General features: G+C 35.7%; 26 protein-coding genes and 3 tRNA genes. 1 reads left to right on the top strand and 28 read right to left on the bottom strand.

Annotated features, from left to right (window positions below; genetic code table 11):
* Nucleotides 1-36: 36 nt before the first annotated feature.
* From AB1349_04715 to AB1349_04850, 28 genes are all read right to left on the bottom strand, one after another.
* Complete coding sequence (locus tag AB1349_04715) at nt 37-753, bottom strand: hypothetical protein (protein MEW6556642.1); 717 nt, start codon at nt 751-753, stop codon at nt 37-39.
* Nucleotides 750-1,967 carry a DNA methyltransferase gene (locus AB1349_04720; protein ID MEW6556643.1) on the bottom strand — a complete coding sequence of 406 codons (1,218 nt, stop codon included), beginning with the start codon at nt 1,965-1,967 and terminating at the stop codon, nt 750-752. The genes AB1349_04715 and AB1349_04720 overlap by 4 nt, the downstream gene beginning before the upstream one ends.
* A gap of 2 nt (nt 1,968-1,969) precedes the next feature.
* Nucleotides 1,970-2,725, bottom strand: coding sequence for a triose-phosphate isomerase (tpiA, locus tag AB1349_04725; protein MEW6556644.1), 756 nt, complete (start codon nt 2,723-2,725; stop codon nt 1,970-1,972).
* A gap of 72 nt (nt 2,726-2,797) precedes the next feature.
* Complete coding sequence (locus AB1349_04730) at nt 2,798-3,943, bottom strand: sensor domain-containing diguanylate cyclase (GenBank protein ID MEW6556645.1); 1,146 nt, start codon at nt 3,941-3,943, stop codon at nt 2,798-2,800.
* Nucleotides 3,922-4,380, bottom strand: coding sequence for a 2-amino-4-hydroxy-6-hydroxymethyldihydropteridine diphosphokinase (gene folK / locus AB1349_04735; GenBank protein MEW6556646.1), 459 nt, complete (start codon nt 4,378-4,380; stop codon nt 3,922-3,924). Before folK ends, AB1349_04730 begins: the two co-directional genes overlap by 22 nt.
* Before the next feature lie 28 nt (nt 4,381-4,408).
* Nucleotides 4,409-5,578: an aspartate aminotransferase family protein gene (locus tag AB1349_04740; GenBank protein ID MEW6556647.1), complete on the bottom strand. Its 1,170-nt coding sequence runs from the start codon at nt 5,576-5,578 to the stop codon at nt 4,409-4,411.
* Nucleotides 5,575-6,285, bottom strand: a complete 711-nt coding sequence (argB, locus tag AB1349_04745; GenBank protein ID MEW6556648.1) for an acetylglutamate kinase — start codon at nt 6,283-6,285, stop codon at nt 5,575-5,577. The genes AB1349_04740 and argB overlap by 4 nt, the downstream gene beginning before the upstream one ends.
* Nucleotides 6,282-6,821: a 16S rRNA (guanine(966)-N(2))-methyltransferase RsmD gene (gene rsmD / locus AB1349_04750; GenBank protein ID MEW6556649.1), complete on the bottom strand. Its 540-nt coding sequence runs from the start codon at nt 6,819-6,821 to the stop codon at nt 6,282-6,284. Before rsmD ends, argB begins: the two co-directional genes overlap by 4 nt.
* A complete protein-coding gene (locus AB1349_04755) occupies nt 6,821-8,119 on the bottom strand; it encodes a NupC/NupG family nucleoside CNT transporter (GenBank protein ID MEW6556650.1) in 1,299 nt (432 codons plus the stop codon). Before AB1349_04755 ends, rsmD begins: the two co-directional genes overlap by 1 nt.
* Before the next feature lie 57 nt (nt 8,120-8,176).
* Nucleotides 8,177-8,248: transfer RNA gene (locus AB1349_04760), tRNA-Thr, on the bottom strand.
* Nucleotides 8,249-8,406: 158 nt separating this feature from the next.
* Nucleotides 8,407-8,479: transfer RNA gene (locus AB1349_04765), tRNA-Phe, on the bottom strand.
* 51 nt (nt 8,480-8,530) lie between these two features.
* Nucleotides 8,531-9,028, bottom strand: coding sequence for a hypothetical protein (locus AB1349_04770; protein MEW6556651.1), 498 nt, complete (start codon nt 9,026-9,028; stop codon nt 8,531-8,533).
* Between the two features lie 65 nt (nt 9,029-9,093).
* Nucleotides 9,094-10,506, bottom strand: a complete 1,413-nt coding sequence (locus AB1349_04775; protein MEW6556652.1) for an Rne/Rng family ribonuclease — start codon at nt 10,504-10,506, stop codon at nt 9,094-9,096.
* Nucleotides 10,507-10,534: 28 nt separating this feature from the next.
* The gene (locus AB1349_04780; protein ID MEW6556653.1) at nt 10,535-11,203 is read right to left on the bottom strand and encodes a TIGR03936 family radical SAM-associated protein; all 669 of its coding nucleotides are present in this window, start codon (nt 11,201-11,203) and stop codon (nt 10,535-10,537) included.
* A gap of 117 nt (nt 11,204-11,320) precedes the next feature.
* Nucleotides 11,321-11,680 (bottom strand): response regulator, encoded by a 360-nt coding sequence (locus AB1349_04785; protein MEW6556654.1) that lies wholly within the window; start codon nt 11,678-11,680, stop codon nt 11,321-11,323.
* Nucleotides 11,677-12,129 (bottom strand): biopolymer transporter ExbD, encoded by a 453-nt coding sequence (locus AB1349_04790; GenBank protein ID MEW6556655.1) that lies wholly within the window; start codon nt 12,127-12,129, stop codon nt 11,677-11,679. Before AB1349_04790 ends, AB1349_04785 begins: the two co-directional genes overlap by 4 nt.
* Nucleotides 12,116-12,745 (bottom strand): MotA/TolQ/ExbB proton channel family protein, encoded by a 630-nt coding sequence (locus tag AB1349_04795; protein ID MEW6556656.1) that lies wholly within the window; start codon nt 12,743-12,745, stop codon nt 12,116-12,118. The genes AB1349_04790 and AB1349_04795 overlap by 14 nt, the downstream gene beginning before the upstream one ends.
* Before the next feature lie 12 nt (nt 12,746-12,757).
* Nucleotides 12,758-13,870 carry a hypothetical protein gene (locus AB1349_04800; protein ID MEW6556657.1) on the bottom strand — a complete coding sequence of 371 codons (1,113 nt, stop codon included), beginning with the start codon at nt 13,868-13,870 and terminating at the stop codon, nt 12,758-12,760.
* 43 nt (nt 13,871-13,913) lie between these two features.
* On the bottom strand, nt 13,914-14,096 hold the full coding sequence (locus AB1349_04805; protein ID MEW6556658.1) for a hypothetical protein: 183 nt from the start codon (nt 14,094-14,096) through the stop codon (nt 13,914-13,916).
* 108 nt (nt 14,097-14,204) lie between these two features.
* A complete protein-coding gene (locus AB1349_04810; GenBank protein MEW6556659.1) occupies nt 14,205-14,960 on the bottom strand; it encodes an ABC transporter permease in 756 nt (251 codons plus the stop codon).
* A gap of 50 nt (nt 14,961-15,010) precedes the next feature.
* Nucleotides 15,011-15,748 carry an ABC transporter ATP-binding protein gene (locus AB1349_04815; protein MEW6556660.1) on the bottom strand — a complete coding sequence of 246 codons (738 nt, stop codon included), beginning with the start codon at nt 15,746-15,748 and terminating at the stop codon, nt 15,011-15,013.
* 39 nt (nt 15,749-15,787) lie between these two features.
* Nucleotides 15,788-16,393, bottom strand: coding sequence for an EcoRI family type II restriction endonuclease (locus tag AB1349_04820; protein ID MEW6556661.1), 606 nt, complete (start codon nt 16,391-16,393; stop codon nt 15,788-15,790).
* 17 nt (nt 16,394-16,410) lie between these two features.
* The gene (locus AB1349_04825; protein ID MEW6556662.1) at nt 16,411-17,520 is read right to left on the bottom strand and encodes a DNA adenine methylase; all 1,110 of its coding nucleotides are present in this window, start codon (nt 17,518-17,520) and stop codon (nt 16,411-16,413) included.
* Nucleotides 17,521-17,657: 137 nt separating this feature from the next.
* Nucleotides 17,658-18,731: an alanine--glyoxylate aminotransferase family protein gene (locus AB1349_04830; GenBank protein ID MEW6556663.1), complete on the bottom strand. Its 1,074-nt coding sequence runs from the start codon at nt 18,729-18,731 to the stop codon at nt 17,658-17,660.
* Between the two features lie 183 nt (nt 18,732-18,914).
* Nucleotides 18,915-21,260 carry an endopeptidase La gene (gene lon / locus AB1349_04835; protein MEW6556664.1) on the bottom strand — a complete coding sequence of 782 codons (2,346 nt, stop codon included), beginning with the start codon at nt 21,258-21,260 and terminating at the stop codon, nt 18,915-18,917.
* Between the two features lie 3 nt (nt 21,261-21,263).
* A complete protein-coding gene (clpP, locus tag AB1349_04840; GenBank protein MEW6556665.1) occupies nt 21,264-21,860 on the bottom strand; it encodes an ATP-dependent Clp endopeptidase proteolytic subunit ClpP in 597 nt (198 codons plus the stop codon).
* The gene (tig, locus tag AB1349_04845; protein ID MEW6556666.1) at nt 21,857-23,104 is read right to left on the bottom strand and encodes a trigger factor; all 1,248 of its coding nucleotides are present in this window, start codon (nt 23,102-23,104) and stop codon (nt 21,857-21,859) included. The genes clpP and tig overlap by 4 nt, the downstream gene beginning before the upstream one ends.
* Before the next feature lie 80 nt (nt 23,105-23,184).
* A tRNA-Leu gene (locus tag AB1349_04850) sits at nt 23,185-23,265 on the bottom strand.
* Between the two features lie 146 nt (nt 23,266-23,411).
* Here AB1349_04850 and AB1349_04855 point away from each other — a divergent pair.
* The coding region (locus tag AB1349_04855; protein MEW6556667.1) for a hypothetical protein at nt 23,412-23,595 on the top strand (184 nt) is incomplete at its 3' end.

The raw sequence follows: 23,595 nt of genomic DNA on the forward strand, positions 1-23,595 counted from the left end.
TTTTTCCGTAATTCTTTCCGTAAGTTCCGACATAAATCACTCCATTCTAAAACCAATAATTTTTTCTTGTGTAATTCTTCTATCTAAAAATAAAAACTTGATTCTGTATGGTTTATCATTCAATAACTTAAATTTTGGACTATTTTTATACTCGTAGCGGAATGCCTCACCTTTATTTTTACTCGCACCAATAATTTTATCATCATAAATTATTTTTAACTCACCATTAGGAACAGCAATAAGTAAAATTGCCAATATTACAATATCTCCGTTTTTGTTATACTCATAAACGATATTTATGACATAAGTTAAACAAATTTTTTCAGTTGGCTTGCCTTTATTATAAAAAGTGGGTAAATGAACTTCATAGTGCTTCCCATAATAACTTGTTTGATTAGCACCAAGTGGAACTTTTCCTTTGTAGTCAGACGGATTATCAAATTTTGTTGTTTTAATATCTATATGAACAAAAGCATTGTGGGTTTCAAAAAACATATCTGCTCCAATAGGAGCAGAACTCGGTTTACCAAATTGACTGAATAGCCAATAATAAATTCTTTCTGCTCCACGACAAAAATCAGAATTTTGTTTTTTCTTATCAATTCTGTCAAAAAATTTTTTCCAGTCATTTTTAATTTTATCCTTTGAATTAAGACCATCTATCATTTTTTGTAAATCCTGACTTAAATCAAAATCAATCTTCTTGAAATAATCGTATTCTAACATTTCAATCTTTTTTAGTTTTGTATTCATATAATTTTTATTTCTCCACAGCGTTTTTTGATAATTTTTACAAATTTTGATTGTAATTCTATCAAAATTGATTTCCTATTTAATTCCAAAGCAACTTTTCCTGTTGTACCAGAGCCAGCAAACGGGTCTAAAACAATTCCATCTGAAGGACAACATGATTTTATTGCCATTTTCGGTATTTCTTCAGGAAAAACTGAGAAATGTTCGTAACCAGTTTTTGCTGTATTTATTATCCATAAATCCCCGGGGTTTTTTCCTTTAGGATGATTTTGAACAACTTGTAAGACCAAATGTGTTTCTGTCATTTCTTTATCATATCTGTCGTCAAAATTTAATATCTTTTTTAATTTTAACCAATCATTAGGGGTTGGAAGCGAACCACCAACATCTTTTCTGAACCAATGTCCTGCTGTATGTTTATACCCAAGAATTTTGTCAATTTCTTTCACACTAATTTCTTTTTTTTCTCGCCAATATCTTAAATAATCGCATATCTCACTCAATGATAATTCATGTTTCCGTTTAAGTGTATATCTGCCCTCTGAAATTGACATTCTAGCGCCGGGAGATGCACCAATATTTTTTTCATTACCTCGGAATTTGCCATTATACTTTTTGCCTTTTGGCATTTGTATTTCTTTTTGTGTCTTATGCGGAATTCGTATAGAATCTATATCAAAACAGACATTTTTTTCCCAATCGTTTTTTGTGAAAAAGAAAACCGGTTCATATGTATTTGTAAATCTTGTTCTTACCGGTGATGGCATGTGGTCAGGTTTATACCATATAATTTGGTTTCTTAAAAGCCAACCCATATTTTGCATCCCGATTGCAATACGGGATGGAATCATCTGTAAATTTTTATCAACATATGTATCACCTATATTCAAAAAATATGCCCCATCATCTTTTAACACTCTTAAAATTTCATCACCAACCCTTATCATTTTTCCAACATATTCCTGTGGTGATTTTTCTCTGCCAATCTGATTTTCTATTTCATAATCCCTTAAATTCCAATATGGCGGCGAGGTCACAACCACTGAAATGCTTTTATCAGGTATCCGTCTTAATTGTTCAAAAACATCTCCCAAAAGCAAATGCGGTATTGTATTATTTGGTAATGAGATAGTATTATTCTCTATATTTTTATAGGTTTCTTTTTTTCTTTTAATTAATACATTAAAAGAATAATTTTGTGGAACTACCTGCATTTTTAATACCTCACAAGTTTGATAAAGTCGTCAGCTTTAAGCGAAGCTCCGCCGACGAGTCCACCATCTATGTTTGGCTGTTTCATTATTTCAGCAAAATTATCAGGTTTAATTGAGCCTCCGTATAAAATTCTAACAGCTTCGCCAGAATCTTTTCCATACATTTCACAATAGAGTTTTCTGATGAATGCGTGGATTTCTTCTGCCTGCTGAGGTGTTGCAGTTTTTCCCGTTCCTATAGCCCATACCGGCTCATATGCAATCACAAGCCGGTTCGCTTGTTCGCCGGTTAATCCTGTTAATCCTGTCTTAACCTGTCTTTCTACTACTGAAAATGTTTCGTTTTGTTCGCGTTGTTGAAGTGTTTCACCGATACACACAATAGGTATCAATCCGTTCTCAAATGCGACCTTCATTTTTTTGTTGACGCTGTCATCGGTTTCGCCAAAATACTGCCGTCTTTCGGAATGCCCGATAATTACATATTCACAACCGACATCTTTAAGCATCACAGGCGATATTTCGCCGGTAAACGCACCTGATTTTTCAAAATACATATTTTGTGCACCTAATTTTATATTTGAATTTTTCACTATTTCTCTGACGATAACAATCGCTACAAACGGCGGGCAGACAAGCATTTCCCGGTTTTTGACATCCGATAATTTCTGTTTCAGTTGTGTTACTAATTCAACCGCTTCGCCGACAGTTTTGTTCATCTTCCAATTCCCAGCCACAAGCGGAATTCTTTCGCTCATTTTATTCTCCATTCGGTTTATTATATTGTTTTGGAATTTAGCATTATATTTTATCAAAAAATTTACAAAAAATCAAATAAAATCTTCATTATATACGCGGACACGATTCCTACCTTCCCGTTTCGCTTTATAGAGTGCATCATCAGCCTGTTTTATAAGTTTATCTTTATCAATTTTTTTCTCGCCATACCACGAAACTACACCGATACTGATGGTAATTTTGAGTTTTTTGTTGTTTATCTCAAGTGGTGTATTTTCAACATTACATCTTAACCGTTCTGCGATATTTTTCACCATCTCCGTTGTCTGCTCAATTTTAGGGTCCGGCACAAGTATTACAGCAAACTCTTCGCCACCATACCGAGCAAGAATATCAGTTGAACGCATAGTTTTTTTTAATAATCTTGACAGATGAACCAGCGCAGCATCGCCTATTTGATGACCGTAAGTATCATTAAAACTTTTGAAATGGTCAATATCAAACATTATCAGCGAAAGCACATGTTCAAATCTTCTTGCCCGTTCCATTTCCTTTTCAAGCCGATGATGAAAGTATTTATGGATATAAAGTGCTGTCAGTCCGTCGGTAATTGCATTCTCATATGATTTCGCATTCTGTATAGCAACCGCTACTTGATTGGCGAGGATTGAACCAATTTTGATATCATATTCTGAGAAATTTTTACCACCAACTTTTTTGTCAAGTGAAACAACTCCTAAAACATGCCCTTTAAACGCAAGTGGTAAGCATAGTAGTGTTTCTTTGGGCCTTGTTTTTTTAGGGTCAGATACAAAATCTACATATTCACTACTTTTAGTAGTATCAGGAATAATAAGATAAGGTTCGCAAGTCGCTGCAACAATACCGGCAATACCTTCAGCAAGTTTTGGACGGACAACCTCATATGCTCGTGCGGATAATCCAAGCCCGTATTTTATCTCAAGTATCTGTGTTTCTTCGTTCAGAAGCATAATAGAACCTTTGGTGACATTAACTGCTTTCGCAAATGCATTCATTATCTGTGGGAGTAATTCTCTCATTTCAAGAGTACTGGTTATTTCTTTGGATATGTTCTGTATTAATTGCAAATCGGTATTGAGGCGTTCAAGTTCTTTTGCTTTTCGCTTGAAATAACCAAGTAACCGCCATAACAGATATGAGATTGAGGATGTTGCAAAGATAATAATAAAGATATTTAGCAGGTTGGTGGCGAACATAATCTTTTGATTTGTTTTTTAACTACAGGATGAACAAAATTGGGCGCAATTTCCGTCAGTGGTTGTAGAACAAATGTTCTATTATGCAAATCCAAATGCGGGATTGTAAGATATTGATTTCTATAAACCTTTTTACCATAAAACAAAATATCAAGGTCTATTTCACGCGGTCCCCATCTGAAACTATTGGTTCTACCAATTGCGGTTTCAACTTTTTTACAGAGTTTTAAAAGTGCTAATGGTGATAAATTCGTTTTCAGTTTCACAACGGCGTTCAAAAATTTTTTTTGTTTTTTGTAACCATATGGTTTTGTCTCGTATATTGACGATTTTTTCAGTATTTTCTGCCCATTCTTTTTTAGAAGTTCTATAGCGCTTAAAATATTCTTTTTCCTGTTGCCTTTGTTAGAACCTAACCCGATAAAAACAATTGTCATATAATCTCGCTCGGCACTTAAGTGCCGACTAAATGCCGACTACACCGTCAAGAATAGAAATCGCTGTATCTATATCTTTTTTTGTAACTATAAGCGGTGGCAGAAATCTCAAAATATTATCCTGTGTACAGTTTATAAGTAGCCCGTGATGTAAGCATTTGCTTACAATTTCTTTGCCGCTGGTTTTCAGTTCTATACCGAGCATTAAGCCAAGACCTCTGACATTTTTGATAATTTGATGTTTATTCTGGAGTTTTTTTAATTCTGACAAAAAATAATTTCCGAGTGTTCTAACATTTGCAATCAATTTTTTATCGCTGACAATTTTAAGCACCTCAATTGCAGCAGCACAGCAGACAGGATTCCCGCCAAAAGTAGAGCCGTGGTCACTATAACTGAATGTTTTGGCAACACTATTTTTGGCAATTGTTGCAGCAATCGGGAGTCCACCACCAAGCGATTTAGCAAGTGTTATTATATCCGGTTCAACACCATAATTTTTATACGCAAAAATTTTGCCAGTTCTGCCAAGTCCACATTGGACTTCATCAAAAATCAAAAGTAATTTGTTTCTATTACAAATTTTTTTTAACCCGAGCATAAACTCTTTCTGGGCAGAATAGATACCACCTTCACCTTGAACTGGTTCAACAATAATTGCACATGTTTTTGTTGTTATATTTTTTTTCACCGACCCTAAACTATTAAATTCTGCAAACCTGAAACCCCGCAGAAGCGGCTTAAACCCTTTCTGGAATTTTTTCTGACCTGTCGCTGAAAGTGTTGCTAGAGTTCTGCCGTGAAATGAGTTCTTGAATGCTATAATTTCATATTTTCCACTACCGAATTTTCTTGCTAATTTTATTGCACATTCATTTGCTTCAGCACCTGAATTAGAAAAGAACACTTTCCCATTCTTACCGAAAGATATATCAGACAGCATTTTTGCAAGTTCTATCTGTGGTTTTGTGTAATAAAGATTTGATGTATGGATAATTTTTTTACTCTGGTTTTGAATTGCATTAACAACTTTTGGATGACAATGACCGACAGAACAGACTGAAAGCCCTGAAAAAAAATCAAGATATTTCTTTCCTTTATCATCCCATAAATACTTACCATTCCCTTTGACAAACAAAACCGGATTTCGTCTATAGGTTTGAAAAATATACTTCTTCTCTAACTCGAAATAATTCATAAAATCCTCGTGCCGTTAAAATTTATATCAATGATATTCGCCTCAGAGACGCCGTTTTGTATCGCTTTTATACAACCTTGAATTTTTGGAATCATCCCGCCTCTAATAATTTTTTTGTTAATCAGATTTTTTATGGATTCTATCCGTATTGTCGGTATTGTTTTTTCACTATTATCCAAAACACCTGCTACATCTGTAAAAAATACAAGTTTTTTTGCTTTTAATTGTGCTGCGATACCACTGGCAACCTCGTCAGCATTAAAGTTCAAAATCTGACTGTTTTTATTCTTACCGACGGGTGAAACGACTGCAATTGTACCTTCCCCAAGCACTTTTTCAATTTCTGACAACTTTGCAGATACGAACTTCCCAACATAACCAAGTTTTTTGACTCTGTTACCTGTAGCCACTTTTTTTAATGCTTTAGCATTTTTTAGTTTTTTAGCAAGTTGATTCTGGATTTTTTCAAGCACCTTTTCTACAATTTTTATTGATTTACCGTCAGTATAACGTAACCCGTTGACAAACCTTGTTTCTATTTTTGATTTTTTAAGTTCCTCTGTAATCTCTTTTCCACCACCGTGCACAACAACAACAGAGTTATTTAGCGCAGTTTTTTTTACATACCTTAATATTTTTTTTTCGGCAGATTTATTATCCATCAAACTTCCACCGTATTTTATCACAATAATATCTTTGTGTCTCATCTGTGTAAATAAAAAGAAAGCCACATATCGCCGTATTTCTGTCGTCTGTAAAGATGAAAATTACTAATTCGGTCCTGAAGCATTTCTTTGAAATAGTGTTGTGCGATTACAATTCCGTTCTTATTGATAATCCTCTCGCATTTGTAAATTATATCAGCAATGGATACTAAATTATACGGCGGACCTATAAAAATTATATCAAATTTGCATTCTATCAAATCAGGTTGAATTGCATCTTTTTGGAATACTTTTACATTCTTAGAAATACCTAATTTCTCTAAATTTTCTTCAATAATTTTGATACAGTTTCTGTCATTCTCCACGAATACAACTTTTTTGGCGCCACGGGAGAGTGCTTCAATTCCTACCGTTCCAAAACCAGCAAACAAATCCAAAAAAGTAGAACCAACAATTTTGTGTACTAGAATGTCAAAAAGCGATTTTTTTACTCTTGCCAGAAGCGGTCTGGTTTGAGTGCCTGGCAGTGTTTTAAGGACCCGCCCACGAAATTTTCCAGCAATTATTTTGACTGACATTATGTTAAAATACCTGCGATGGTTGCCGTCATAAAACAGGCAAGTGAACCGGCAAGCACAGATCGTAAACCTAATTTTGCGAGGTCGTGTCGTCTGTTAGGTGCAATACCGCCAATACCACCTATCTGTATTGCAATTGACAAAAAATTAGAAAACCCACATAATGCATATGTCGCAATAACCATTGACCGCTCGGCAAGCACGCCGGGATTCTGCTGTGCGAATTTTGCAAAATCAAAATAGGCAACAAATTCGTTCAGTGCAGTTTTTTCACCCATAAGATTACCAATAACAGCGCAATCCTTCCACGGCACACCCATAACCCAAGCAAGTGGTGAAAAAATCCAGCCAAAAATTTTCTGTAGCGAAAGTTGGGCATAACCCAGCCAGCCACCGAGCATTCCAAGACAGAAATTTATCATTGCAAGCAATGACATAAACGCTATCAGGCAGGCACCGACATTCAGTGCGAGTTGAAGTCCGAGCGTCGCACCATTTGCAGCAGCATCTAAAATATTCGCATCCGTTTTTTCATAATGGATTTTTACAACACCAGCCGTCTTTGGCTCTTCGGTTTCAGGCAGAATTATTTTTGACATAACAAGTGCGGCGGGTGCTGACATAACCGATGCTGTTAGAAGATGACCTGCAATCATCGGAAAAAAATCTTTCAGCATCCCAACATACGCAGCCATCACACCGCCAGCAATTGTAGCCATCCCGCCTGTCATAACTGCTAAAAGTTCTGACATGGTCATTTCTGCAACGAACGGTCTAACTAAAAGTGGCGCTTCGGTTTGCCCGACAAAAATGTTCGCAGAACAGGAAAGCGATTCGGCACCCGATACACCCATAAATTTTGTCATCACTTTTGCAAATGCTAAAACTATCAACTGCATCACACCGAGATAATAGAGTACCGCCATCAGCGATGAAAAGAAAATAATTGTTGGTAGAACCGAAAATGCAAAAAAAGCGCCTGCATATGCGATTGACTGTGCAGTTTGAACGAAATTGCCATTTTCTAAAATTCCAACCGGGATGTAATTGGCTACAAGGTTACCAAATAAAAACCGTGCGCCATCTTCTGAAAACGAAAGCAGTTTCACAATAACATCGTTCATTTTGACGAAAAACCATCTACCAGGCGGCGATACCAAAACAATTATTGCCAGAACAACCTGTAACATAGTTCCTACAACAACCGTTTTCCAGTTGATTTTTTTCTTGTTAATTGAACACATCCATGCAATCCCGACAAGCACAAAAGTTCCTAAAATACTTAATAATCTCTCCACTTCCCACCCCCGCCCCCTGTATGATTTTACTTTATTGTATTGTTAAGCATATTATAAAGCCGATGGTCGGTTTCGAACCGACAACCTATCGCTTACGAAGCGATTGCTCTACCATTGAGCTACATCGGCATAAAATTAATCAAAAATTGTCATTTCAAGAAGACCTCTTAACCACGAAATCACGAAATCACGAAAAAATAACTTTAAAGTTTTTTGTTCTATTTCATGTTTTCTAAGTTTCGTGTTTTCGCGGTAATGTTTTATAATTTCCTGAGGATGTATAAAATTGCCACGGGACGGAATCGAACCGCCGACGCAGGGATTTTCAGTCCCTCGCTCTACCGACTGAGCTACCGTGGCATTACTTTTAGATTTTACCAAATTTTTTCAGGTTAGTCAAGTTTTTTTTACTTAACCGTGCAGCATTACAGATGCAGAAGCAATCGGAATAAGAAAATTATCTTTAACGGGCAGGATTTCAATAACTGTTGCAGTGATTGAGCCTAAAATTATTTGCAATGGTGTTATTCTGAAAAATACAGAAAAGATAAAACCAACAATCAGGCAGGTTAAGAGATTTGTAATTGTACCTTCTAAACTTTTTTGTTTGAAAATTTTATGTCTGCCATATTTTTCACCGACCAGTGCTGCAAAACCATCGCCAAATGTAAGAAAAAGTATAGAAAGTATTGCAATTTCTTGTTTAAAAAAAAGAATTGTAAAAAACAGACCTGACAGTGTAAATATAAGTGTAGAAACTTTATTTACTTCTTCATCTCTATAGACGCTTCTGAAAATTTTTAGAATCTGCTGATTAAACTTCTCATTTTTAAGTCGGTTATATTCAATAATAATATCAAGAATCATTACAATAGCAAGCAATAATAGAACTGTTTTACGTCTGAACAAAAAAATATAACAAACTGGAACCAACAATATGAACCAATGTGTTATTTTTCGTTTTGCTTCAGGTGTCATAGTATTATCTTGTAATCCTCACGATGAACCTGCGGGTTTGTTTCAATAATTATTTTTCTATTTATTTTGGTCTCTATTTTTTTTGTGTAATTCTTATCAAATACTTCTGCAATATCGGGATGGATTATGATTCTAACCGGCTGTTCGCCACTGCGAGTAATCAGTTTTAGTATTTCTTTTTTTATTTTTATCGACATTGTCTCACGTGATAAAACTTTGCCACTACCTTCACAATACGGGCAGATTTCTGATAAAAAATTAACCATACTTTCTGTTTTTCGCTGTCTTGTCATTTCAATCAGTCCGAGTTTTGTAACAGGCAGTATTTCAGTTTTTGCTTTATCTTTCTTAACCAGTTCACACAGAAGTTTAAATACCTTTTTTCTATCAGCAGAATGTTTCATATCTATTAAATCTATGACGATGATACCGCCGATATTTCGCAGTTGCAATTGCGTTGCTATCTCATAAATTGCTTCTATATTTGTTTTCAGAATGATTTCATCAAGCGAATCCGCTTTTGTAAATTTACCGCTGTTGACATCAATTGCACAGAGTGTTTCGGCTTCCTGAATTATAATATAGCCACCTGATGGCAGTTTGATTTTCTGTTTTTGCATATTTGTAATTTGCTGTTCTATATTGTTTATCTCAAAAATTGGCGTTTTATTTTTATAAAACTGGATTTTATCTTTGAATCGGGGCGAAACCATTTCCACAAAATTAATTGTATCTTCGTATTCATCTTTTGAATCAATAAAAAATACGCTGACTTCTTCGTTCAAATAATCTCTTACTATTCTAAAAACCAGTCCTAAATCCCTGTGTAAAAGTGCGATATTATTGCCGCCTTTCACCGAGTCAAATTTTTTGTTGATTGTTTCCCATAACCGTGTCAGGTATTTTATTTCTCGTCTAAAAACATCTTTCTCATTTCCTTCGCCTTCACTTCGGACTATCAATCCACCTGTTGATGGTTTGATTTCTTCAATTATAGATTTTAATCGGAATCGTTCTTTTTCGTCAGTAACATTTTTTGAGATACCGATATGTGAAGAACCGGGTATATATACAAGGTAATGTCCCGGGAGTGAAACCTGCTGGCTAAGTTTGGGCCCTTTTGTACCAAGCGACGCTTTTGTAACCTGGACGAGTATAAACTTCATTTCAGCCAATTTTGACTTGTCAATTATCAGTTCTGAAAAAGGCAGATAACCGTTTCTGGAAACACCTATATTCACAAATACAGCCTGAATACTATCAATTACTGATACAATTTTACCTTTATAGATGTTGCCGACGATATTTTCTTCACTATGTCTTTCTACAAAAAAATTAGTGAGATGCCCGTCTTCTACAACTGCGACTCTTGTTTCATCGTCAGAACAGTTTGCCAGAATTTCTTTCATATCATATTCCAATGCGGGTTTGGAACTTCTATATATCTCTTAAACTGCCAGTTTCCATCTCACAAAAAAACTTATCCCGATTTATTCTTAATGTTAATTTTTGTTCATTACTTAACCCAAACATTTTTTGAATTATTACATCCGGCTTGGCTGTTTTTTTAGGACCAAACCGCAAAATCATTTCAAGTATGTTATCAGTTTGTTTCATATTTATAACAAGCGGGCGGACATCAATGATTCTTTTACTCTTATCTGTAAGCCGTTCTATAAGAAACTCTTTTGTAGCAAAAAACTCATTTATTTTTATCTCACCCGTTTCTCGCTGCCATATCATCTCAACAGAATACTTTGCTACATTCACAAGTAATTCTATCGGTTTTGTAATCACTGGCACACTTGATATAGATATAACTTCAAATCCAGCAGGCAGGTTATCTGATAATACTTTATGGATATCCTCCGGTAAAACCCTGCGTGACATTTCTATATCAAAAAGTTCACAGGTAGATGTGTAACCAACCGGCAGTGGTGGACCGAAAGAGATTTTTAACTGAGGACTGAACCCGAAAGATGTACAGACAGGCAAATTAGCACGGCGAACCGCTTGTCTTATTGCAGATACAACTTCAATATGGGATAAGAATCTCAGGGTTTGTTTCTTAGCGTATTTAACTCTGATTCTGGCTATTGCCTTCACAAATTAAGCCACAGATTAACACAGATTAACACAGATTTTAATTCTTAATTCTTAATTCTTAATTCTAAGTTTTTTCAGTGTCCATCTGTGGTTCGTTTTATAATTTCTTTTTTAAAACTACACCTTTCTTGCCCGACTTAAAATACTGGATTTCAGATATTCAAAATTCAGCGGTTTTAATACACAATCTACCGCACCTTCGCGGAAAGACGAGATTACTTTTTCAGCTTCTTTGAAACCGGTAATCATCATCACGGGCAATTCTGAATCAACCTTACGAATTTTCTTTAGCAGTTCAATCCCGTCTATATCCGGTAGATTAATATCTAAAAGAACCAATGCAAACGGCTCCTGAAGAACTGTTTTAACCACCGCTTCGCCTTTTTCAAGCAGAACAACACTATAACCTTCGGACTCCAAAAATACTTTTAATAACTCTCTTGCTTCCGCATCGTCATCAACAACAAGTATCTTCATTTCTTGTTCACCCCCTTTTCTCTGCTACTTCTTTTTTCATTTCCTATCTCTTTGGATTGTGTCGCTATAGCAAGCCGTTTTACACCGACCGATTTTGCAATATCCAAAATTTCAACTACTTTGCCGTGATACGATAGTGTATCTGCTTTTATTATTACAAGCAGAGCGGGGTCATTAAGAACCCTGTTTCTAAGCGAATTTTCTAAATTGTTTTTGCTGATTTCAACATCATTAAAATAAATTTTATTATCTGTGGTTAATGTAATTGTAAGCCCTGCATCGGAAACATCCTGAATCGTTTGGGTTTTAGGCAGTTTCACGGGTATCCCTGCCTGCATAATCAACGGTGTAGTCACCATAAAAATAATAAGCAGTACCAGCACGACATCAGTAAATGGTGTGATATTTATTTCTGACATTATTCTTTTCTGGTTGTTACTTATTGCCATAAATTAACGGATTCAAAATTTCAAATGCTGAATTTTCTAGCTCTGACATAAAACGGTTTATTCTTTTAGAAAAATAATTGTAAAGTATAACTGACGGGATAGCGACTAAAAGCCCCGCGGCGGTGGCAATAAGTGCCTCGGCGATTCCAGCGGAGACGATTGACGGATTTCCAACGCCATATTTTCCTAAATCATGAAACGCACGCATAATCCCGATAACAGTTCCTAAAAGCCCGATAAATGGTGTAATCGCACCAATAGTACCGACGGCAGACAGATACTTTTCAAGCATGAGTGTCTGCTGAGAAATTTTTCTTAACACCATTTCTTTAATCGCTATACCGTTTTTAGTCCCCCTCCCTTTCAGCCCTTCTGATACTATTTCACCGAGCAATGTTCGGCTTCTTAATGCGCTTTCTATCGCACCACTTATATCTTCTTTTTCAACTGCTTTTTTTATATCTTCAATTTCTTTTGTAGACGGTGATTTTAATTTTGCAAATTCTATAAACTTCTGGATTGCAACCGCAACTGAAATTATTGAACATATAATCAACACAATAATAGTATACCCGCCCTTAGAAACTAATTGAAAAAAATCCAGTGATTCAAACATATTATCTCCTTATCATTTTGCTGATATTTTCCATAAAAGCAGTGTATCAAAAACGCTCCAGGCAAGTGATAGAAAAAATATGATATCTAACAGTATAAAAAAGTTGGTTGATAGAAAATCTCTGGCATTCTCATATGAATCCTCAATCCGTGTAATTTTTGTTTCAACCCATTTTTCTAATTCTTCGGTATTAAAAATTTTATTTATATTCGTATAAAGCATCTTTAAGTGCCAGTCGTTTTCTATCTCCGGAATGCCGGTGTGTATGTCGGATATAATTTCAAGTTTATCCCTGTCAAAATCCAGCGAGTCCTTGCTGAATTTATTATACTGCGTAAATGTTTTAAGAATCTTGAAGCCCGATGGAATATCTGCAAGATGTTTCTGCGCATCATCAAGTTCTTTCTGCAAAATATAATCATATGATTTTAAGACCCACCATTGCACAAGTGTAAGTTTGATTATATCAACAATCGTATCCGCTTCTTCTGACGATATAAATGCGCCGAACCGTTTAATCAGAATTATTTCGTCTTCATAATATCCATAATTAGCGAGCGGTTCTGCCTGGATTACAAACTCTGAAAGTTTTTCATAGTTTGTTTCTGCTGAGACAATTCCGTAAAGTGTTTTCAGGTTTCTGGTGATAAATGTGTCTGCAGAAGATGTAAGCCGGTCCATAACAAAAACAGGAAAAATTTCTGTCTCTTCAAGTTTGCGGTCATATCTATGGACTGCATACTGCTGTGCTTGGGCAATCATATTCTGTGCAAGTTTCTGGCAGTATGAAATTATTTCTATTCCATTTATTTTTATTTGAGACGACAAACAGGAAATCTGCGTACAGGTTGAAAGTGTTTCATCACTATAAACATTAAATGTTATAGAGATTAGCCCACAACCATATCTATAAAGTTGTACTTCTGTATTAGCATTTTCGTATTGTGTCTCAAAAAAAGTTAAAGTTGTAAGTTTTTCGCGATGTAATACTTTGAAAATAGCCGACTCATCATAGAAATCCAAATCTAGTCCCATATCAAACGGGAACAAAAGCGTACAAATCATAATAAAACCAGCGGATAAGCGAATAAGCGGGACAGCGGATATATGTAAAACCGATTTCATTCACACTTACCTGCTTACCTGCCCACCTGCTTACCCGCTACAGTTATGCCAAATCTTCGGCACCTATTGTTTTCTTTTTTCCGTCTGCTTTTACTTTCTCAATAGATGCTTTGACCATACTGTCAACTTTTGCAGACAACGCCTCAATATAGTCCTTACCAGTTCGCAAGCCCGCTTCCTTCGCCATCTTCTTTACCTTTGAAACAACAACCAGTATCTCAGCCACTTTTTCTCACCTCCTTAACGACAATTAAAAATTAAAAATTAAAAGTTAAAAATGTATTTTATTTACCATAATTTTTAATTTTACATTTTACATTTTTAATTACCCTTATTAGAATTCCTTTTTTGTAAAAAGTATCATACACAAAATTATGCAGACTATTGAGTAAACAACGGTATATCCAACAGGCACTATTAATGACAAACTGCTTGTATCCGGATAATCTCTGAAATTCATATACTGAAAATTAGGGACTATGTAGAAGAAAAGTTTTGCAAGCGCTTTTAAGAAGATATTGCTAATTTTAGATGATAAGAACTTCAATTCGGTTGAGAAATGCCCCAGTATCCAGAAAAAAATAGTGAACACAATTGAAGCAACTGCAGAAGTTGAAAAAAGCGAGAAGAAAAGTGCAACTGTAGAAATCAAAATTATTTTAAGAATGATTCCAAAAATAGCTACAAAATATGAGATGCTCATTCCCCAGCCGATAGCAACCAAGAACACCAGATGAATCACAACCATAATTAAAAGCCCCAAAACTACCGTTAGAATCATTCCCAAATATCTGCCTATAATATAGTCGGTCTTTTTCAATGGTCTGGATAGTAAAAGATAAATTGTTTTAGATTCTATCTCTTCAAGGACGAGTGACACTGCAACAAAAATTGCAACTAACAGCCCAAAAATTTCAATTGCACCAAGCCCTAAATCTAAAAGAAGCCGAACCTGCTCATCGCCGGCAAGCACACCAAAAAGTATATCGGCGCCGATAATAGCAATTGCAAACAAGACCAACACATAAAAAATTTTATGTCTGATGTTTTCTTTTACTGTGTAGCGAATAATTGGAATTATATTTTTCATAATAATGTGTCGCAGATTACCGCTGATAACATCTATGGTCATCTATGTTTTTATCTGCGGCCTTCTGCGATTTCTGAAATAAAAACAGTTTCAAGCGAACCTGGTTTTAGTTCGTTCATCTTAACTATTTTCAAGAGTTTGCCTTTGTAAATTATTGCAACACGATCGCATATCTTTTCTGCTTCTGAAATTATATGTGATGAGAAAAACACCGTTTTGCCTTCGGCTTTGAGTTGTAAAATTATATCCCGCATATCTTTAAGTCCTAAAGGGTCAAGCCCGGTGAATGGCTCGTCTAAAATTAAAAGTTGCGGTTTATGTATAAGCGCCTGCGCAACACCTACCCGCTGAAGCATCCCTTTTGAGAACTCGCCAAGTCGTGTATCTTTTTCGGTTTTTAACTTGACTGTCTCCAAAATTTCGTCAATCCGATTTTTGAGTATGTTTTCTGTCAAACCGGATATGGAACCGTAAAGCATCAGAATTTCTTCTGCGGTAAGATATTTGTAAAGATACGGTATTTCAGGCAGATAGCCGATTTTTGATGCGGCTGAAAGTGATGGTATTTTTTCGCCAAAGATAAAGCATTCGCCTGCCGTTGGAAACAGCAGTCCTAATAGTATTTTTATGGTTGTGGTTTTTCCAGAACCATTAGGTCCTAAAAAACCGAATATCTCATTATCGGCGACCTCAAAACTTAAATTATCAACTGCAAGAAATTTCTTGTTTTTCAGCAACCGTTTTTTAATATAAACCTTCGTCAGATTTTTTATCTCAATTGCATTCATAATTTCTTAAATATGAACCATTTCTTCAACTGTCCATTCTTATTCTTTCTCTCGGAAATAAAAACTTCCTCTATTAAATTTATTACCTTCACCGTCATTATATAAATATGTCTTATTAAGTTTACCAAACATTGCAACAGTTACTACCCTATCTAATATGGAAGAATTATCCGCAAAATCACAGCCGTAACCAAAACAAACAAACGGAAAAATAGATTCTTTTAACAAAGCAGTCCTTAATCCAATTACATTTTTACCTAATCTTTCTACGGCATTTCCTTTTGATTGCCACGGAAGCCCTTCTTTTTGTCGCAACACATTTGTTCCTTGATTTTTGACTTCCGCTATTAAAATAGGATACATATTCCCCTTTTTATCTTCTAAAAATAAAATTCCCCCGTCAGGTTGTATATTACTTTTACTAAAAAAATAATGAAACTCAACATCTGCGAAGTGCTTTCTTAATTCTTCAACAATATCTTTCAGGAACCATTTTGTTTCATGCCGAAGTTTTACTTGGAATTTCTTGTTTATTTCCATAACAACACGGTTTAATGCTTTAATAACACCTGTTTCTTGCTTTTTGGAAGTTACATTTATAATTAGCCCTTGTCGGGTTTTTCGTAATAGATATTTATCAGCCATTCTGTTGCCTCACATTTCTACTTTTTCTCCAATATCCACAGCAATTCCTGAACTTTTATATTTCTATCGCGAAGGTTTCTGGAACCACGATAAGTATTATATTCTTTTTTCTGCAATTCAACCTTCCCATATTTTGTAAGTATTAGCTTTATTTTGTCAGTAGGGATTAAACCTTCGTTGTTATACGAAAGCAAAATATATTTTGCAGGAGTGTTTTCAATCAAATTGCCAAGTGACTCTTCAGCTGTTTTTCTTTTATTGTATTGAGACCTTTTCCAATTTTTAGCAATACCACTGATGCCATTTTGTATCTCAATTTCCTCTGATTCATTTGCAATGATATTCAGCATAAAATAGTTTGAACCATATGGATGCTGGTTATATGGCGGATCATAATAAACCAAATCAAATTGATTTATCAAGGAAGATTTTATTAGTTCATTCACATCTTCTTTGAAAATATTTACTTCACACTCAACCCCACTAAAAAGTGGCATTTCTAAATTGATTTCCCCTTTTATTCTCGTAAGCGCATTTTCACCCATGCCACCAAACCAGCCATTACCATTTTTTTTATGAAAACCCTTAAATACTCCAGAAGTATTTGTATGGATAGATGCTTCTACAATCAATGGTGCAAGAAAAAAATGTCTATAGGATTTATCTATTTTTGAATAAATTAGATATTTCAAATTATCAATTATTTTAGCATTGCGATTGGTATAAAATACTCTCTCGCATGGCTTGATATCATTATCGTTTTTAGGTGCATAATTCTTTTCAATAAAACCGGGTATTTTTTGCAAGAACTTAAGTTTATTTTGATTTAACCATTGTATTGTTTCAGATATAAAGTTTAAATCGGTTTCTGATTTGTTTACTAAATAACATTTACTTAAAATTTCACAATAATCTTCCATATCGTTTACAAAAAGTTGTGATGCGTGATATTTAAGCAAACGCGAGACCGCACCACTTCCTGAAAATCCTTCAAAAATACATAGTTTATCTTTTTTTAACATGCGTTTTATATCAGTAATAGTTTTATTTAAGAACGGTAGTAAACTTCTCTTGTTCCCGATATATGTTATAAGTTGAGTGGTAAAGTATGGATTTCTGAAATCCATTAGTTCGGGAAACATATCAATAGTAGTAGTGGTACTATAACTGTGATATGACGGTTCCATTATTATTGAGTGGTTCTGATAGTTCTTGGTTTTATACTTCGTATTTATTTTTTTTTGATTCATTTTTTATTTACATTTTACAGACATTTTGAGATAGCATCAAGTGAAACCATTATATCGGTTTCGGTGCAATATCCGAGATGGCCGATACGGAAAATTTTGCCTTTTAATTCTTCCTGACCACCAGCTAAAACAACACCATAATTCTGTTTAACTTTTTTTCTTAAATCGTCAGCGGCAACATTTTCAGGCGGGAAAACAGCAGTTACTGCGCAGGAAGCGATTTCATCAGATGCCAAAAGTTTTAAGCCGATTTTTTTTAGCCCATTTCTTGCCAAATCTTTCAATTTTTTATGTCGGTCAAAAACATTCTCAAGCCCTTCTTCTTCCAACATTTTCAGTGATTCTTCCAATCCATAATAGAGAGAAACAGGCGGAGTTACCGGGTTCTGTCCTTTATCAGCGAAGTCCTTCATCAACTTAAAATCCCAGTAAAACTTTGGCATTTTTGATTTCTCATAATACTGCCATGCTTTCTTTGAGAATGAAACAAACGAAAGACCGGGTGGCAGCATAAACGCTTTTTGTGATGCCGCAACGACAACATCAAGTCCCCATTCGTCTGTCTTCAAATCAGCAGTTAAAAGTCCTGAGACAGCATCTACAACAATTAACGCATCATATTTTTTTATTATTTCTGCAACTGATTTTACATGATTTAGAACACCAGTTGAGGTCTCATTTTGTTGGAAGAAAACTGCTTTGTACTTTTTTTCTTTAAGTTTGCTTTCAATGGTTTCAATATCTGCAGATTTGCCTCTTTCAAATTTTAGTTCATCAACATTTGCACGAAATGCTTTTAATATTTTCGTCCATCGTGAGCCAAATGCGCCGATATTTAGTACCAAAACATCGTCACCTTCGGATAGAATATTTACAACTGCTGCCTCCATCCCGCCAGTGCCTGACGATGGAATAATAAATAAATCGTTTTCCGTCTTGAAACATTTTTTTACACCATCAGTAACTTTTAACAGAAGTTCCTTAAATTCAGGGCCTCTGTGGTTTATCATCTCCCTAACCATCGCTCTTAAAATCCGCTCCGGAACCATCGTCGGTCCCGGTATCATCAGGTACTGTTTCATTAGCATACTCTCTCTCCTATAAAAGAAAAAAATGAATAAGTAGTTTTTTACGTCACTTTAGTGGCGGTTCTAACCGCCACCAGTTGAAACTGGTGGCTAAGTTTCGTAGAAAAAGGCAAATTTCAAGGCTACCCCTTAAGGGGTAGCCTTGAAGGTAAGCACTTTGTGCACTTTTTGAATTCACTGAATTTACTGTTTTGCCTCCAGGGTTTTTTCTATGACTTCGTCCATTGTTTTTACTGTTACAAATTTTATTTTTTCTTTTACCTCTTTCGGCATCTCTTCCATATCTTTCTGATTCTCTTCCGGGAATAGCACTGTTTTTATACCGCTTCGGTATGCAGCCAGTGCTTTCTCTTTGAACCCACCTATTGATAACACCCGACCTCGCAGAGTTATCTCGCCGGTCATTGCGATATCTTTTTTGACGGGCTTATTTGTAATTGCAGACAGCATTGCGGTTGCAATTGTAATCCCTGCAGAAGGACCGTCTTTCGGTATTGCACCTTCGGGCACATGAACATGGATATCTTTATCTTTAAAAAAGTCATCTTTTATCCTGAATTTTTTGGCATTAGAACGAATAAAAGTAAGCGCCGCTTGTGCGGATTCTTTCATCACATCACCAAGTTTACCTGTTAGCGTTAATACCCCTTTGCCTTTCATCACAGAAACCTCAATAGACATCGTATCACCGCCAACCTCAGTCCATGCAAGCCCTGTCGCGATACCAACTTGGTTTTCTGATTTTTTATCAGTATGAAATTTAGGTATCCCGAGATATTTCCCGACATTTTTGTCGGTGATACTAACCGTTCCTTTTTTCTTTTCAGCGACAATCTCTTTTACTACTTTTCTTGTGATATTAGCGATTTCGCGTTCAAGATTTCGTACACCCGCTTCTAATGTATATTCTTTGATAATATAATTTATTGCCTCGTCTGAAAAATTGATTTGCTTCTCAGTTACTCCGTGTTCTTTCAGTTGTTTTGGGATAAGGAATTTTTTTGCGATATGTATTTTTTCTTCTTTTGTATAGCCTGAAAATTTCAAAACCTCCATTCGGTCTTGAAGCGCTGGCGGGACTGGATAAAGCGTATTAGCGGTTGTTATAAACATCACATCAGACAGGTCAAAATCTACTTCCAGATAATGGTCTGAGAATGTAGAGTTCTGTTCAGGGTCTAAAACTTCCAGAAGCGCGGATGCCGGGTCGCCTCTGAAATCCTGCCCCAGTTTATCAATCTCATCCATAAGAAATACTGGGTTTTTAGATTTCGCTTTTTTGAGTGATTGGATAATCCTGCCGGGTAATGCACCGATATATGTTCGGCGATGCCCACGGATTTCTGCTTCATCTCGGACACCACCTAACGAGATACGAATAAACTTCCTGCCAAGTGCACGCGCTATTGATTTTCCGATAGATGTCTTACCTGTTCCTGGCGGACCTACAAAACACAGAATCGGCCCTTTTAATTTCTGTGTCATTTTACAGACTGCGAGATATTCTACAACACGCTCTTTAATTTTTTCAAGCCCGTAATGGTCATCTTCCAAAATCGTTTCCGCATGCTCTAAGTCAAGATTATCTTCTGTCTTTGCTGACCACGGTAAAGAAATCAGCCAGTCAATATAGGTTCTGATAACAGTTGCTTCAGGTGAAAACGGCATCATCTTTTCCATTCGTGCGAGTTCTTTTAAGGCGATAGTTTCCGCTTCTTTTGTCATTTTCGTTTCTTTTATTTTTGTACGGAGTTCATCAATCTCTCGGGCGGTATCATCTTTCTGTTTCAGTTCTTTCTGGATTGCCTTCATCTGCTCAGTAAGATAGTATTCTTTTTGCGATTTTTCAATCTGGCTACGTACTCTGGATTGGATTTTTTTCTCAATACTTAAAATTTCTAACTCGCTGTTTAGTAACTCAATAATTTTTTCAAGCCGTAATGCAGGATTGATTGTCTCAAGTATCTGTTGTTTCTGTAAATTTTTTATAACAAGATGCGCACCTATCATATCTGCAAGCCGACCAGGTTCCTCAATTGAACTTAATGCTGTGATTGTCTCAAACGGCAATCGCGGATTCAAGCCGATATACTGCTCAAAAAGATTGATTGTCTGCCGCATCAGTGCTTCAATCTGTGGTGTTTTTTCAATTAACATCTCAAGCACTTCAATATCAACCTGAACATAACCTTTTTGTGGCAGATACTTAAAATTACTCTGTCTTGCACGAACAATTCCTTCAATCAGTATTTTAGCAGACCCATCAGGCATCTTCAAAAGTTGTAACACCTCTGCAACAACACCTATTTCATAAATATCGGCAGGTTGCGGGTCTTCTGTTTGCATTCTTTTCTGTGTTACAAGAAGTATCAGCCGATTCCCAGCCATCGCCTCTGATAATGCTTTCTGCGATTTCTCTCTGCCAACAACTAATGGTAAAACCATATACGGAAATACTACAACATCTCGTACCGGTAGAAGCGGTAATGTTCTCGGAATAATCAAACTGTTTCTATTGTTCTGTGCCATATTTCATTTCCTTTTTTCAATCACTTCATCTATTATACCATAATTTTGGGATTCTTCAGCAGTCATAAAAAAATCACGGTCGGTATCTTTTTCTACCTTTTCAAACAACTGCCCTGTATGTTTAGCGAGGATTTCGTTAAGCCGTTTTTTTACTCGTAAAATCTCATTTGCCTGAATCCCGATATCCGTCGCCTGACCTTGAACACCACCAAGCGGCTGATGAATCATTATCCGCGAATTAGGCAATGCATATCGTTTACCTTTTGCGCCGGCAGAAAGAATAATTGCCGCCATTGATGTCGCCTGACCTAAACAGATGGTTGAAATTCTGGATTTAATAAATTGCATTGTATCGTAAATTGCAAGCCCTGCGGTAACAAACCCGCCAGGACAGTTGATATACAGCGAAATTTCTTTCTCGGTACTTTCTGATTCCAGAAACAACAACTGGGCAATAATGATATTCGCAAAATCGTCATCTATCGGTGAACCAATAAAAATAATTCGGTCTTTTAGCAGTCGGGAATAAATATCATACACGCGTTCTCCACGAGAGGATTGCTCAACAACCATCGGTACAAGGTTCGCTTTTGGGTTCATTTTGTAACCTCCTTGATTTTTGCGTTTGCTAACAGTAAATCAAATAGTTTCTGCTCTTTGAGCCGCAGCGAAAGATACTCACGGTGTTTCTGGTAACCTTCTGTATTTTTTTTATCGCCACCAGCAAGTTCTTCAATTTTTTTGTCTATTTCCTCATCGGTAACTGTTATGTTTTCATTCTTTGCTATTCGTGATAGAATATATGAAATTTTCACAGTTTTTTCAGCATCTGATTTGTATCTATCACGCATCGCAGGAATAGATTTTGTAAATTCGTCCTCGTTATAACTGCGGTTTGAAATAAGATACTGCTTTGTTCTTTCTATACTGCTGTTAATCTCTTCCTCAACCAATGTTTCAGGCACAGGGAAATCGTTTGACTTCAAGAGCGTTTCAACAATCTGGTTTTCTAAATCCTGGCGGCTTTTTTCTTCATCTGCTTTTATAAGTTCCGTTTTTATTCTCTCTTTAAGTTGTTTAATATTTTCGTGTCCTAAATCTTTCGCAAATTCATCGTCAATTTCAGGCAGAACCTTCTTTTTTATTGATTTTAATTTGACATCAAATTGGGCTGGCTTATCTGCGATTTTTGTTTCTATTGTTTTGCTTTCGCCAACTTTCATTCCGATAAGACCTGTTGCAAAACCGGCAGGAAGTGATTGGTGTGATAAATCAATTATCTGGTTTTCAGCAGGTTTTTCTATTTTTTTACCGTCAATAGTGCCCTCATAATCAGCAACAAGGAAATGATGCGGTTCTACTGCTACATTCCCTTCATCTACAAGAGTTGACTGCCGTTCCTGTAGGTTTTTTATTACCTCATGGATTTCTTTTTCAGTAATTTTTTTTATCTTTTTTATAAGTTTCAGTTTTTTGTAGTCCTTTACTTCAAACTCGGGTATCTGTTCTATTTTTAATTTGAATGAAAATGGTTTGCCATCTTCAATATCAGAAGGCTCTACAACAGGTGCTGATACAAGTTGATAATTGTGTTGTTTGATAATTTGTTCTGTTGCAGAGTTGAGCAAGTTTTGAACCGTTTTCGTGATAGCAGTTTTAGCAAATTCTTTTTTAACAAATTCTATTGGCACACGCCCTTTTCTGAACCCATCAATAGCTGCATTTTTCTGAATATCATTATAAACTGCATCAAGTTCTTTTTTAAACTCGTCAGCAGAAATTTCAACCTTAAGTTCAGTTGTACAACCTTTTTTTTCTAAAACATTAACCTTTATATTTTCCATTCGCTTTGCTTTAACGCGAATTTTCACAAATCTAACGCTAATATTCGCTAATTATTCGCGTGTATTCGCGTGTTTCAAATTGCCGCGGGAGGGAGTTGAACCCACACCCGAAAAGGACACGGTCCTAAGCCGTGCGCGTCTGCCAGTTCCGCCACCGCGGCACTTTCGTTCTAATCCTCATTTTTTTACCATTTTGTCGTCAACAAAACTCACTTTTTGGCATTTGGTATTAAATGGTATCTAATTGTATCTAAAAGTATCAATTTGTCTACAATCCATTATACAAACCTATCATTATTCTTTAATAATGGTTTTATTTTACAAAATTATTTCTGTTTGTCAAGTTTTTTTGTGTCTCATTACTACATTTTATCTCTGCCTTGTAATTCATACAGTAAAATGTATATCTTTCAAGCCGCTTATACTTACACTTTTTCCCTCGCCGGTTACAGATGAGATGGAATTTGTATTTCATCTTTTATTTTTTGCTA

It is taken from the genome of Elusimicrobiota bacterium (genome assembly GCA_040757695.1).
GTDB lineage: Bacteria > Elusimicrobiota > UBA8919 > UBA8919 > UBA8919 > JBFLWK01.